Below are 14,313 nucleotides of genomic sequence, written 5' to 3' on the forward strand. Positions count from 1 at the left end.
ACGACTATCTAATTGGATAATTGTTCATTAATGGATTTCAAGCCCCCACTGATTGTAATTGCAAATTGCGTAGCTTACTTCCCGCGAGCGGGTACTGGTAATTGCGAATTGGTATGACATTTTGAATCTGAACACAAGAACCTGCGTTCTAGGGAAATTTTTACATAACCTCGCTATGCAGAGAAATATTAAGTCCTAACAATTATTTTTACAAAGACAATCAGATGATGAACCGCATTGCATCTAGTCTTTTAATTACAGGTTTTATTTACTCTAGCTTGGGTGTATTCTCTCTTTCACCACAAAAAAAAGCTGTTGCTCAATCTTCAAAAAGTGGTGATTTATTTTACCTGTATAAAGGACAACCTATCCCTTTAAATCAGCGTCAAGATGCGATCGCAGTTTCCTTTAAAAAGGGTCGCACCCGTGATATCGGCGCGCCTCCTTTGTATCTCCAACTCCAGCAAGACTTACAACGTGGAAGTCGCAGCACTACACCCCCTAGTGTGAGTCCTTTAGGTGAAGACTACGCTGTGGTGAGTTTACCCAAAGACACCCCAATCAACATTGAACAGCGCATTCAGAAGCAAGCGTATGTAGAAAATACCTTCCCGGTTCTCAGTCGTCAAACCACCAAAGAAGTCATCGTTCTTCCCAATGAAATTATCGTCAGTTTTGACCCCAAACTCTCCCAAAGCCAAAGACAAGCGATTTTACAGCAAAACAAACTAGCTATTGTGCGTCCCCTGCGCTTTTACCGCGATCGCTATCTCGTTAAATCTACTGAGGCGACTGGTACAAAAATTCTCAACGTTGCCAACCAATTAACCAACGTCAAGGGTATTACATCCGTATCCCCCAATTTTATCCAATCTGTAACTGAGCAGAATCTCGAAGCTGCGACAAAACAAGCCGCTAATCTGCAAGGGACTGGGAATAAGAATACACCCCAATCCCCAGTTCCTAATCCCCAGTCCCCCCTAATCGGACTAGCTTGGCATCTTAATAGTTCACCTCTCAAACAATGCTTATTACAACCCCTATCTAGTTGGGAGGGATTGCAAGATTGTTTACAACAACCCAATGTAGCGAATAAATCTACAATTTCTCGCACAGATGTACGTGTTACCGAAGCCTGGAAACTCAGCAACGGCGGACGCGGTGTCGTTGTGGCTGTGATTGATAGCTTGATTCAATGGGATCATCCTGATTTGGCTGATAGTCTTTATACAGTCAAATCTGCGGATAAATGCCCAAATGAAATTCACGGCTGGGATTTTTCCAGTGGTGGGAATAGTCTTGAACCCTGTGAAATCGGTGATGATGATACCCGCATCAGCCGTACTGAACTAGCTATTCTCAGAATCAGATTTCAAGATACTTTCAAACTCTCCGATGCAGAACTAGTCCAGCAGTATCCCTTGGAAGCATTGGAGATTAAACAAACTTACCCCAATTATTCTTTAACACAAATCGCTCAAGTATTACGTTACGTTTTTCGCACAGATAAAGTCGGCGGAGAATTTCATGGGACTTGGGTAAGTGGTGTGATTGCGGCTCAACCCAAGGATAATCAAGGACTAGTAGGTGTTGCGCCCAATGCGAAAATTTTACCTGTGCGGTTGTTTGGGTTGAATGGGAGTTATATTCCTTCTAACTATATAGAAGCCATTGGTTATGCAGCCGATCGCGGTGCTGATATTATCAATCTCAGCTTGGGTAGTACACTTCCTAGTGCTGGAGAAGAAGAAGCGATCGCGGAAGTTCTCCGCAACTATCCTAAACTGCTAATTGTGGCGGCGGCTGGCAATGCTAACTCTAATCAAGTCGCCTATCCTGCGGCTTATCCAGGAGTATTGTCTGTAGGAGCAACCAATATTTTAGGCGATCGCGCCTCCTATAGTAACTACGGCAAAGGCTTAGATGTAGTCGCACCAGGAGGAGAATTGAGTACACCCGGATTACTCGGCGGTATTCCCACCACTGGCGGAACTTGGCTAGAACCCTTTTGGCAGGGAATACCCAACCCCACATCTCGTTGGTCTGCGGTGGTAGATCCCCGTGGTAAATATTGGTGGGTACAAGGGACATCCTTCTCCGCACCCACAGTAGCCGGAGTTGTGGCTTTAATGAAAGGAGAAGATCCCCAAAAACGTCTGAATAGACAACGCTTAGTTAACATCCTCACATCTACAGCCAGCTATCAAGGGCTGAATATATCCGATGGAGATGCTAGATTATACCGTTCCCAGAGACGCAAAGGTGCAGTTTCCTCTGCTGTCAAAGGTCAGCAATACTTTTTTGGTAGCGGTTTGGTGAATGCTGAAGCCGCAGTGCAGGCGGTGAAGCAGCAGAAATAAGGGACTTCCAACTAAAAAAATATACAATCGCTGTGGTGAGCAGGGGGGCAGGGTGCAGGGAGCAGGGGGAAAAATCAAAATATTCTCTCTCGGAAATTGGATAATTTATTTTCTGGAAGTCCCTAACTTAGGCGTAGTATTCCACCCGATTGATTTTGACAGGTTGCGGGTGTTCAGATACCCGACTTTTTAAAGTCGGGTATCTATAGTTCTTGGTTTTGTTGGGTTTCACTTTGTTTCACCCGACTCACACTCTACAGTTGTGGGAAAATCCGACTCAAATCTAACAAGACATCTGCAAATCCAGGAATGGCTACTGACTGATGGGGTAAAAATATCTGCTTGCTGAGGTAATTAAATTCACCTTGAGCGTTTTGATAAGATTGGCTGTAACACTCAAGTTGCCTAACATTTAAATTAACAATCCAATAATCAGAAATTCCGGCTTCTGCGTAGACTTCTAACTTTGTTGTTTGGTCGTAATTTAGGGTTGAGTCGGAAATTTCAATCACGAATAAAATATCTTCGGGATAGGGATGATGGGGAAGATAATCTTCATCTTTGCCGCGTGCGATCACCACATCTGGTTCAGGTTCACTGTGGTTTGGTAAAGTAATCGGATCTTGTCCACGAATCACGGCGCGATCGCCTAATAATCGATCCAGTTGTCTACAAAGTCGAGTTTTGCAGAATGTATGAGATGTGCCTTTGGCTACCGTCTGAATTAGTTCTCCCCGAATCAACTCAATACGTTCGGCTTTGCCGTCTCGAAGAGACTCACCCTCCTGGAGAAATCCCAGTTCAATCAGCCGATGATATTCATCAATCGTGAATCGCTTTGGTGTGACAATATTCATGAGACATCACCGATTAACTGTCATATAGCAATCCTATTTGATTTATCAACCACTTGCCGAATTTTGCATATCCAGCGATCGCCTAGAGATATATGTTGGTGAAGTACTCCGGCTCGCTTCGAGTCAAGCATATCGCTCATAGAAACGACCATCAACGTTTCGCGTCTCGTTCGCCGTTGCCTCCTTGTACAAGTACAATTTGGTCTTACACAGCGTTTCTGGTATCGCTACCTTGATCTCTTCAAGAGAGAACCCGCGCAGCTATCCGCCTTCCGCAGACAGTTTGATTACTTTTCGTCTTACTCGCCTTGGATTTACGACAATGGTCTACCAGCTAGGTTTTCAGCTTTCCCGATCTCTGCCGAGTGCATGCTTTATACCTCAAGGGTGGCCTCTTAGTCAGTCGGGTGGGTCAACAACCATCAATATTGTCTCACAAACATTGACGATTCCGACGCTCGCGGACACGGCTTAGCTACGCTATCAACCATCCCTTTCCCTAATCAACCTAACGGTTGATATCCGTCGGAGATGCTTTCGTCATCGTCCTGCTATCCATCCCTACCCGTAAGCGTTGCGGGGTAGGGACTTCCGCAGATTTTGTTAAATTTCACCTCGTTCTACTTATGCGTTCTCCAAAACCTTATTTAACGGCTATTACTCTAATTTTGGTGATCTCAGGGGCGATCGCTAATTTACCGATATTATTCTCAACACCGCAAGTATTGGCACAAACACCACAAGACCGCAAAGCTGAAGCAGACCGATTGCTGCTGCAAGGTATTAAGCAATTTCAAACTGGTCAACTTGAAGCAGTATTACAATCTTGGCAACAAGCACTCAAAATCTACCAAGAAATCAAAGACCGTAAAGGCGAGGGTGCTGCACTTGCGAATCTTGCTAATGCTTACAAAGTTTTAAAAAACTACCCTAAAATTATTGAGTGCTATAAGCAGTATTTACCAATCGCACGAGAATCAAAAAACCGTCAAGGTGAGAGTGATGCACTTTTTAATATTGGTCTTGCCTACGGTAGCTTACAAGATTACACCAAAGCCATTGAGTATTACGAGCAAGGATTGCCAATCACAAGAGAAATTAAAGACACTCAAAATGAGTTTTACACTCTTGGAAATCTTGGTATTGCCCACCTTCAACTAAAAAACTACCGCAAAGCAATTGAATATGAACAGCAATACTTGGTGATCGCACGGAAAATCAAAGACCGTCCCAGGGAACTGCAAGGACTGAAAGCTCTTGCTGTTGCCTATCAAGGATTGTCAGACTTTCCAAAAGCCTTGGAATACTCACAGCGAGGTTTGGACATAGCAAAAGAAATAAAAGACCGGAATGGAGAGGGACAATTACAGGGACTACTCAGTATGCTCTACGCGAATCTAGGATACTACCCCAAAGCTATTGCGTCCGCGCAGCAGAGTTTAGCGATCGCTAAGGAAATTAAAATACCCGAACAGGAGGGTTATGCACTGGAAAATCTAGGTAATATCTACGTTGTATTGGGAGAGACCTCCAAAGCTGTAGAATATTATCAGCAGAGTTTAGTGATCTCTCGAAAAATCAAAAACCGTAATGGCGAGGGTACACTACTGGGTAATCTTGGCAACAACTACGCGATTTCAGGAGACTACCTCAAAGCGATTGAGTCTTATGAACAAAGATTAGCGATCGCAAGAGAAATTAAAGATGATTTAGGAGAGCTTGTTGCACTGGGGAATTTAGGCATATCCTACATGATATTAGGAAACCACCCCAAAGGTATTGAGTATTATCAGCAAGAGTTAACAAAAGCAAGGAAAATAAAAGACCGTCTCGGTGAGGGATCGGCTTTGAGTCATTTCGGTGGTGCCTACATTGATTCGGGAGAATACTCCAAAGCGATTGAGCATCTCCAGCAAGCTTTGGTGATCGCACAAGAGTTAAAAGATGCTGGCAGCAAGAAGATTGCGCTGAATAGTTTAGGGCTAGCTTTCTACAAACAAGAAAATTTGACTCTGGCAGAAAGTAATCTAATTGAGGCAATCAAACTCCAAGAGTCTCTACGTTTACGAGCAAAGGAATTAAAGGATATACAAAAGATATCGTTGTATGACCAGCAAAGAAGTTCATACGAAACTCTACAACAAGTCTTCATAGCCCAGAATAAAACTGATGCAGCCTTAGAAATATCCGAACGAGGCAGGGGACGTGCTTTTGTAGAGTTACTGACTTCTCGAATTTTCTCTAACTCCAAGGAACAATTACTCACTCCACCAACAATTGCAGAAATTAAACAAATTGCAAGATTACAAAATGCCACTTTGGTACAATATTCGATTATTAGTGATAAATTCAAAGTAGAAGGTAAGATTCAATTCAAAGAATCTGAACTCTACATTTGGGTAATTAACTCCACAGGTGAAGTTACTTTCCGTAAAGTTGACTTGAAACCCCTGTGGCAAAAAGAAAATACAACTCTTCCACAACTTGTTACCACCAGCCGTCAAGCGATAGGTGCAAGAGGTACAGCTTTTCGCGGTATCAATGTAACCTATAACCCCAATGCACCCAAAGCCAAAAATAATTTAAAGCGTCTCCACGAATTATTAATCAACCCCATTGCTGACTTATTACCTAAAAATCCTAACGAAAGAGTAATTTTTATTCCTCAAAATGCATTATTCCTCGTCCCCTTCGCCGCCTTACAAGACGCAGAAAGTAAATATCTAATTGAAAAACATACTATTCTCACGTCACCATCAATTCAGGTGTTAGACTTAACCCGCAAACAAAGACAACGTTTAGGCACAAAACCCATCCAAGGGAAAGACACGCTGATTGTTGGTAATCCCACCATGCCCTTTTTCGCACCTAAAATTGATGAAACTCCCCAACAACTTACGCCTTTACCTGGTGCAGAAAAAGAAGCAACAGCAATTAGCAAATTACTCAAAACCGCACCTCTAATTGGCAACAAAGCCACAGAATCAACTGTAATCAAACGTTTACCCCAAGCACGATTTGTGCATTTAGCCACCCACGGTATATTTGATGATATTCAAGGGTTAAATAGTGCGATCGCTTTAACTCCATCGGGTCAAGATGATGGCTTATTAACAGCTTCGGAAATTCTTGATTTAAAACTGAATGCGGAATTAGTGGTGCTGAGTGCTTGCGATACCGGCAGGGGACGCATTTCTGGGGATGGGGTGATTGGGTTATCTCGTTCGTTAATTAGTGCGGGTGTCCCTAGTGTTTTAGTATCGCTGTGGGCAGTGCCAGACGCGCCTACAGCCCGATTAATGACGCAATTTTATCAAAATCTGCAAAAAAACCCTGACAAAGCCCAAGCACTGCGTCAGGCGATGTTGACGACGATGAAAACGAACCCGAACCCTGTTGATTGGGCGGCTTTTACTCTTATTGGAGAAGCTGAGTAGTTTTTTAAATTAGCAATTTTCTCATTATGTACAAACTGCACTTTCGCAAAATAATCCTATTGCTGTGTCTATCCTTTTCAGACTTCGTAGACTTCGTATAGTCAACAATGTAAAGTTTTATATCAACATTAAACATTTCTAGTATCTGTTAACGAAGAGGCAGAGGGGAACTGAGCTATTACCCTCTGAGTGGAGCGAAGCGGAACATGAGTATGTTTGCGGAGCGTCTTGTAGCCCCGTCTTTACAGCACGCTTGGCTGTTTCTGCGTCTGAGCTTCTGTCTCAGCCTCTCTCCCCTGCCTCTTTTGACTCAAAAGCCTGTGATATTTTGCATAACCTCACACGACTCAGAAATACAATCCTATGAAGCGACTTCAGCCAAGATATACGTAAAATCCTATGTCTTACATCAAACGCCGCCAATTTCTGCAATTCTCTGCTTCCACCCTCGCAACTTTGGGTTTGAGTCAGTTGGATATTATGCAGCAGGGTCATAATTTGGGTAAAGTTCTGGCTCAAAAGACAGGACGTAAACTAGCTTTATTAGTGGGAATTAATCAATATCCTCAAAGCACAGGTTTAAAACCTCTATCTGGTTGCGTTACTGATGTGAGGTTGCAGCAAAAGTTACTCATTCACCGCTTTGGTTTTAAAGCTGAAGATGTGATCACTCTGACTAACCAACAAGCCACCCGTGAAGGTATTCTCAGCAAATTTGAACAACATCTGATTAATCAGGCTCGTCCTGGTGATGTGGTGGTGTTTCACTTTTCTGGACATGGTTCGCGCCTTTATGACAGAGATGGCGATGCACCAGATGGACTCAATAGTGCTTTAGTTCCCGTGGATGGTCGATTACCAGAAGGCTATCCATTTCAGGGGGGCTTTGTCAACCACATTATGGGGCATACACTATTTTTACTCATGTCTGCATTGAAAACCGAGAATGTCACGGTGGTGTTAGATTGTTGTCATTCTGGTGGGGGTAAACGGGGTAATTTACGTGTGCGTGCTGTTGATGATGGAGAGTTACTAAAACCCAGTCTCGAAGAATTGCTATATCAAGGTCAGTGGTTGGATAAGTTAGGAATGTCACGACAAGAATTTATCCAAAAACGTAGACAAACTGTGGCTAAAGGGGTGGTAATTGCTAGTGCTAGAAGGGAACAATTAGCGGCTGATTTACCCTTTGGAGATTTCCATGCAGGAGCGTTTACTTACCTATTAACGCAGTATATTTGGCAACAAATTGGCAATGAACCGATCAATAGAGCGATCGCTAATGTGGGTCGCAGTACAAAAATCTTAGCTAGTCGTGAAGGCTACTATCAAGACCCAGAAATTGAGTCTAATCTCAATTCTCAAAATCCTAATCCACCCCTCTATTTTTTCCCTTTTCAAGCTATACCGGCAGAGGCGGTAATTACTCAAGTTAATAATAATCAGGTTCAGTTATGGTTGGGTGGCATTGATTCACAAAGTTTAGAAGCTTTTACTAATAATCCTCTCTTTTCAGTTGTGGATAATCAAGGTAATGAAGTTGGGTGGTTAAAGTTAGATTCCCGCCAAGGATTAGAAGGAAAAGGTACATTAGTAAATACACGCAATGGCTCAGTTAAAAATTTACAACCAGGCACTTTATTACAAGAACGGATTCGCAGTATTCCCAATAATCCCACTTTAAAAATCGGTATTGATGAATCTCTTAATCAAAAAACTGCCCAACAAGCTATCCAATCTATGCAAGCAATTAAACGCATTGAACCTACAGCTTTAGGGAAACAGGAGGTGCAATATATTTTTGGGCAGATGACAGCAAATACATTGCAACAACTCCAGAAATTAAAAATATCTAACCTGCCAAAAGTTGGTAGTTTTGGTTTATTTTTACCCAGCCAAGACCAAATTATTCCTCAGTCTTTTGGTGAAGCAGGTGAATCGGTAACGAATGCAGTCAAAAGGTTACAACCCAAGTTGCAATCTCTTTTAGCTGCACGGGTGGTCAAGCAAATTCTCGGTAACACTAATTCATCCAGATTGAATGTAACTGTGTCGATGAATATTGCTGATAGTAATGAATTATTAGCCGAAACTTTTCCGGTACGGGGTAATACTAAAAAGTCTACTTTCTCTACATCTGCTGCATCTGTAAAAATCTCTGAATTTGGTTTGAGTCAACTACCTATAGGCACTAAAATTGCTTTTAAAATTCAAAATAATGAGTCTCAATCTCTTTATCTGAGCATTTTAGTTATTGATGCAGAAGGAACGATGACGGTCATATTTCCTAATAATTGGTCAGCGTCAGAAAATGCAGCGTTAGTCGAAGCCAATCAAACACAACTAATTCCGCAGATTGATGATGAATTTGTCTTAACTGTTTCTGAACCTTTAGGGGTTTCTGAGGCTTTAATTATTGCCAGTACCTCACCTTTAAGAACATCTCTCCAAGCATTACAAAAAATCGCTAGCCTTGCAGGAGCTAGTAATACTCGTCAACCCATTTCTACAAAGCCTGACCAAATTTTAGATGTGACAAATAAGTTACTAGATGATCTAGATACGGGAACACGTAATGCTTTAAGAGGTCAAGAAGTCACTTTACCATCAGGTGTGAGGGGAATCGATACTCAAAAACTAGCAGCAATGGCGATCGCTTTTGAAGTCGTACCCTCTTAATATCTCTAATTTTTCCCTATTTCTAAGAATAATTTTCGCAATCTCATTTGATTCTCTAACCAAGCCATAAAACATCATGGAAGCAGAAATCAAAGATGTAAATCTTCCCAATGGTCAATTATTGACACCCTTTCAACGCAAATTATTACTGAAAAATTTGACCGAAGATTTACCAGGATTATACCGTCAACGTATTCAAATTATGTTGTTAGCAGATGAAGGTAAATCACAAACCAACATCTGTCGTACCTTGGGATGCTGTCCCGCTACAGCCAGACATTGGATACATATTGCTCGGAGTGGAATGGCGCATCAATGGCAAACTGCCCCAATTGGTCGTCCTAAAGCCGTCAATGAAGAATATTTAGAGCGTTTAAAAACACTAGTTAATGATAGTCCCCGTAATTATGGTTATGCTTTTCAACGGTGGACAGCAAACTGGTTAAGTAAGCATTTAGCTAAGGAATTCGGCTTTCAGTTGAGTGATTGTCATATCAAACGCTTACTCAAAACAATGGGTTTATCGACAAAATCTAAACCTGTTATCACCCCAGAAACTCCATCCCAAATATCTACCAATTCCCAGATTTCTATCGGTAATCTCAGTAGTGAAAGTTTGTTAAATGAGAGTGAAAGATTACCGATTCATTTCTTGAAAATTAAGACAAATTCATAAAATCATGTTGCATAATTCATCCATAGCAGAAGTTTCTAGGGAACTTTTGCAAAATACGCTTGGCTATTCTCTCACAGAAGCTGAATTTCAAGATATTCAGCCAAAAGTTAAATATCTAGAACCAAAAATTGGGAAGTTTTGGCAAGGAATTGATGTAGAACCAGGTATTTATATTCTGCTTGGTGGTAAGGTCAGGTTATTAGATGAAACTGGCGAATTAATCACCACATTAGAAACTGGAGGATATTTTGGCTGTTTTACTTTATTTCCCGATGCCAAATTTATACCCTATGCAGCTAGAGCTAGCGCAAATTTACAACTTTGTTTTATATCTGGTGACGTTTTATCACCCCTACTAGCTAAACATTCCCAAATCCGTGAACATTTATGGTTACAAGCACAAACTCTCAATTCTTTATTGACTAAATCTCACATTCCTATTTCAGAAAAGCCAGAACAAATACCTGTTGTCTCTGACTCTACAACACAGATAAAGCAAGATAAAAAGATTAGCAAAGCCTACTTTCCTAACCCTAGCCAAAAAGTTAGTCATTTGTGGCAAAAAGTCACTCGACGCTATCCTTTTTTTGCTCAACAGAGTTCATCTGACTGCGGTGCAGCTTGTTTAGTAATGATTGGACGCTATTGGGGAAAGCAATTTAGTGTGAACCTTTTGCGAGAACTGGCTAATGTTGACCGCAATGGTTCATCTCTGCGTGGGTTGACAGTAGCAGCAGAAAGTCTGGGGTTGAATACTCGTCCGGTGAAAGCTAGTTTTGAGCAGTTAGCAAAACAAAAGTTGCCTGCGATCGCCCATTGGCAAGGAAAACATTATATCGTTGTATACGAGATTACCGCCAAACAAGTGATTATTGCTGATCCTGCGATCGGTCAGCTTACTCTCTCTCATCAAGAATTCCAAGCAAACTGGACTGGATATGCGCTATTACTAGAACCAACCGCCTTATTCAAAGATGCACAAGAAAATACCACGCCTTTTTGGCAATTCTTTGAATTAATTAAACCTCATTCTGTGGTGATGTTAGAAGTATTTATTGCTTCCGTATTTATCCAAATATTTGGACTCATCACACCCCTATTTACACAATTAATTTTAGACAGTGTAGTACAACAGAGTTCTTATGTGACCTTGTTGGCTGTGGGGTTAGGGTTAATGATGTTTAGCCTCTTCCGCGTAGCTATGACGGGGTTACGGCAATATTTAATCGACCACACAGCCAATAAGATAAATGTCGCGTTAGTAGTAGCATTTATTCGTCACACTCTACGCCTACCTTTGAGTTATTTTGAAACTCGTTATGTGGGGGATATTATCTCTCGTTTACAGGAGAACAATAAAATTCAACGCCTACTTTCTGGTGAAGCATTATCCATAATCCTAGATTTATTGACTGTATTTGTCTATCTAGGGTTGATGTTTTGGTACAGTTGGCAAATGGCATTATTATCATTAATAATTGTGCCGCCATTTTTCTTATTGGCGTTGATTGCTACACCATTTTTACAAAGAATTTCCAGAGAAATATTTGATGCTATTGCTAAAGAGAATAGTTATCTCATTGAAATTTTAACAGGCATCCGCACAATTAAATCTACATCTGTAGAACAAACAGTCCGTTGGCATTGGGAAGAGTTATTACAAAAAGAGGTCAAGAAAAATTTTGCTGGACAAATAATTGGTAATCGCCTGCAAATTTTTAGTAATACTATTGAAGCAGTGGTATCTACAACCTTATTGTGGTACGGAGCTAGTTTAGTAATTGCTAATCAATTATCCATTGGTCAATTAGTAGCATTTCATATGCTTTTAGGTAATATTATTAAACCTTTTCAGCGATTAACTGTACTCTGGCATCAGTTACAAGAGGTCATCATTTCAGTAGAACGTATTAACGATGTCTTAGATGCTGAGGCTGAGGAAGATTTACAAATAACAAATCGTCAATCAATCCCCCAAATTCAAGGAAATATTTGTTTTGAAAATGTGACATTTCGCTATCATCCAGATAATGAAGTCAATATTCTGGAAAATCTCAACTTTAAAATTAAATCTGGGCAAATAGTCGCCTTAGTAGGACGTAGCGGTTCTGGTAAAACTACAATTTCTAAGCTGGCTTTAGGTTTATATCCACCTACCGACGGCAGAATTTTAATTGATGGATATGATATTAATACTATTTCTCTACATTCTTTACGTCAGCAAGTAGGAGTAGTTGATCAAGATACTTTTTTATTCGGGAATACAATTCGAGAAAATATTGCTTTAGGAAATCCGAATGCTAGTTTATCGGAAATTAGAGAGGCTGCTAAATTAGCCGGTGCGGATGAATTTATTACAAAGTTACCTATGGGTTATGAAACCGAAATCGGGGAAGGTGGAGGGTTATTATCTGGAGGACAAAGGCAAAGAATCGCCATTGCTAGAGCTTTATTAGGTAATCCTCGCCTGTTGATTTTAGATGAAGCTACTTCCCATCTTGATACTGAATCAGAAAGAATAATTCAGCAGAATTTAAAGAAAATTTTGCAAGGAAGAACTGCTTTAATTATTGCTCATCGTCTTTCTACTATCAAGAGAGCGGATTTAATTTTGGTGTTAGATAAGGGGTTGTTAATTGAGAGTGGTAAACACGAGGAATTAATGGCGAAGCGTGGTCATTATTTCTATCTCAATCAACAACAGTTAGGTGTGGAATAAAAATGTGAGGTAAAATATGACAGATGTAATAAATGACATAAAAAGTCAAGACAATAATCAAAATGAGTTAACCGAAATCATCAGTCAAACAAATGCAGATTGGTCTGTTGCTACTAAAGAATTATTGGATAGCTTACCTCAAGTTTGGACGAGGGGATTACTGTATTTTTTAATATTGGTTGTTTCTTTTGTTTTACCTTGGTCAATGTTATCTAAAGTTGATGAGACAGGTACAGCTAGAGGTAGAATTGAGCCTCAAGGTAAGACAATTAGATTAGATAGTGCTGTGTCTGGTAAAGTTACGGAAATTCGAGTTAAGGAAGGTGAGCAAGTTAAGGCCGGACAGAGTTTATTAATGTTAGATGCAGATTTAATTAAAACAGAATTGCGGCAGATACAAGATAAATTAGAAGGACAATTAAACAGGCGATCGCAATTAAATTCCACTAAAAATCAGTTAGTAGTCGCCTTGACAACGCAAGAACAACAAAATCAATCCCAAGCTTTAGAAAAGCAAGCACAAATTGACCAAGCTAGACAAAACTTACTAGCTTTGAAAAACACTTATGAGTTGCAAACATCAGAAAAACTAGCTCAATTAAATCAGGCTAGGCAAAATTTTGAGCATAGTAAAACAGCGAGTAAATTAATGGAAAGTAGTTTGGCGATCGCGCAAAAAGAAGAAACCAGATATCGTAAACTGTATCAAGAGGGAGTCATCCCAGAAATTAACTTCGTGGAAAAGCAAGAATTAGCCAAAGAAAAGCAACAGTTATACGAACAAAGTCAAGCAGATATTCAACAAGCCAAATTACGTTTCACAGAACAACAGAGTAGTTATGAACGAGTTGTCAAGCAAGGAAAGGCTGATATTACTCAAGCACAGTTACGTCTCGATGAACAACAACGCAGCTACCAAACTTTAAATCGTTCTGCTAAGTTAGCCTTATTGCGAATTGAAGAACAACAAAAGAATCTGCAAACAGAAATTACCACTCTAGACGCAGAAATTACTCAAACTCAAAGACAAATAGAATCCTTAAATATTCATTTAGCACAACGGGAACTAAAAGCACCAGAAAGTGGAAATATCTTTCAATTTCCCTTTTCTCAAGTTGGTGCGGTAGTCCAACCAGGAACCATGATTGCAGAAATCGCGCCTGTTGGTGCATCATTAATTGTGCGCGCGCAAATCGCTACTACACAAAGCGGTTTTTTGCGGAAAAATTTACCAGTCAAACTCAAATTTGATGCTTATCCTTTTCAGGATTACGGTGTAGTAGAAGGAGAAATATTAGCTATTTCTCCTTCTACTACAGAAATTGACACTCCTACTGGTAAAGTTGCTGTTTATAACTTAGAAATCTCTTTAAAACAGCACTGTATTAAGAGTAGTAATAAGTGCATTCCTTTGCGTCCAGGTGATACAGCCACGGCTGAGGTAGTTGTACGCCAACGCCGAGTGATTGATTTTATCCTTGATCCATTTAAGCAACTGCAAACAGGCGGTTTAAAGCTGTGATAATTTTTTTGACTATTGACTGTTGACTACTGACTATTGACCTACCACACAATATCAAAATAC

Annotated in this window: 7 protein-coding genes; 6 read left to right on the top strand and 1 reads right to left on the bottom strand. The window is 40.5% G+C overall.

The window, feature by feature from the left end; translation table 11 throughout:
* The first annotated feature begins 224 nt into the window (after positions 1 to 224).
* A complete protein-coding gene (locus CLI64_RS07975; RefSeq protein ID WP_225977533.1) occupies positions 225 to 2,360 on the top strand; it encodes a S8 family serine peptidase in 2,136 nt (711 codons plus the stop codon).
* Between the two features lie 254 nt (positions 2,361 to 2,614).
* On the opposite strand, the gene CLI64_RS07980 is transcribed toward CLI64_RS07975, so the two are convergent.
* Positions 2,615 to 3,217: a Uma2 family endonuclease gene (locus CLI64_RS07980; RefSeq protein ID WP_103136713.1), complete on the bottom strand. Its 603-nt coding sequence runs from the start codon at positions 3,215 to 3,217 to the stop codon at positions 2,615 to 2,617.
* A gap of 626 nt (positions 3,218 to 3,843) precedes the next feature.
* Between CLI64_RS07980 and CLI64_RS07985 the strand changes: the two genes are divergently transcribed.
* From CLI64_RS07985 to CLI64_RS08005, 5 genes are all read left to right on the top strand, one after another.
* Positions 3,844 to 6,654, top strand: a complete 2,811-nt coding sequence (locus tag CLI64_RS07985; RefSeq protein ID WP_103136714.1) for a CHAT domain-containing protein — start codon at positions 3,844 to 3,846, stop codon at positions 6,652 to 6,654.
* A gap of 399 nt (positions 6,655 to 7,053) precedes the next feature.
* Positions 7,054 to 9,333: a caspase family protein gene (locus CLI64_RS07990; RefSeq protein WP_103136715.1), complete on the top strand. Its 2,280-nt coding sequence runs from the start codon at positions 7,054 to 7,056 to the stop codon at positions 9,331 to 9,333.
* 76 nt (positions 9,334 to 9,409) lie between these two features.
* The gene (locus CLI64_RS07995) at positions 9,410 to 10,009 is read left to right on the top strand and encodes a helix-turn-helix domain-containing protein (protein WP_103136716.1); all 600 of its coding nucleotides are present in this window, start codon (positions 9,410 to 9,412) and stop codon (positions 10,007 to 10,009) included.
* A gap of 4 nt (positions 10,010 to 10,013) precedes the next feature.
* Positions 10,014 to 12,728, top strand: coding sequence for an ABC transporter transmembrane domain-containing protein (locus tag CLI64_RS08000; protein ID WP_103136717.1), 2,715 nt, complete (start codon positions 10,014 to 10,016; stop codon positions 12,726 to 12,728).
* Positions 12,729 to 12,744: 16 nt separating this feature from the next.
* Entirely contained in the window at positions 12,745 to 14,250 is a 1,506-nt protein-coding gene (locus tag CLI64_RS08005) for an HlyD family efflux transporter periplasmic adaptor subunit (RefSeq protein ID WP_103136718.1), read from the top strand.
* Positions 14,251 to 14,313 lie beyond the last annotated feature (63 nt).

The sequence above is a fragment of the Nostoc sp. CENA543 genome (assembly GCF_002896875.1).
Taxonomy (GTDB): Bacteria; Cyanobacteriota; Cyanobacteriia; order Cyanobacteriales; family Nostocaceae; genus Trichormus.